Source organism: Acidovorax sp. KPB24-07 (genome assembly GCF_057543315.1).
Window position 1 is genome coordinate 1 of sequence record NZ_BAAJYS010000865.1, and the last position, 704, is coordinate 704.

1 pseudogene is annotated in these 704 nt (G+C 75.1%); it reads right to left on the minus strand.

From position 1 onward, the window contains the following. Nucleotides 1-704 (minus strand): annotated as a pseudogene (locus AC27IQ_RS26345) (translocation/assembly module TamB domain-containing protein); the annotation flags it as partial.

Genomic DNA, 704 nt, shown 5'->3' on the forward strand with positions numbered 1-704 from the left:
TGCACCACCGTCGTGGCGGGCGCGGCGCTGCCGGCCAGCACGCGGATGTCGCCGCTGGCGCGCCGCACGCTGGCACTGGCGCGCAGGGTGTCGCCCGCATCCACGTCCCAGTCGCCGTCGAACACGAGGTTGCCCGCCAGGCCCAGCCGCTGCAATGCTTCCTGGCCTTGCGGGCCGAACGCTTCGGTCCAGGCCATGGGCAACCCCTGCAGGCGGCCCTGCGTGCGCAAGGCGATGGCGCCATTGGCGGCCTGGGCAAAGCGCACGGGCTCCCAGTGCAGCGTGACCTGCCCCGGCGCCGGGCCGGAGACGGTGGCCTGGCCGCCCGAGGTCTCCACCTGCAGGCTGGGCGACTGGCGCAGAGCAACGGACAGCGGCTGGTTGAACTGCACCGTCCAGGGGCCGGGCAGTTGTTCGTCGCGGGCCTGCGCACGCAACTCGGTGATCTGCGCGTTCCATTGCCCGGGGGCGGCCGTGCCCGCGGTGCCGCGCAGGCGCAGGCCCAGTCGGCGCCGGTCCACGCGTGCCTCGCCGTCCAGCGACAGCGTGGACTGGGGCAATCCGCCGGCTAGTTCGGCGCGCACCGCCGTGAGCCGTACGGCCATGGGCGCAGCCGAGCCGCTGGCGGGCAGGGAGACGTCGAAGCGCGGCGCGGCCAGCCGGGCCTGCCATTCGAACCGCTCGCCGGCAGCAGCGCGGGCCGT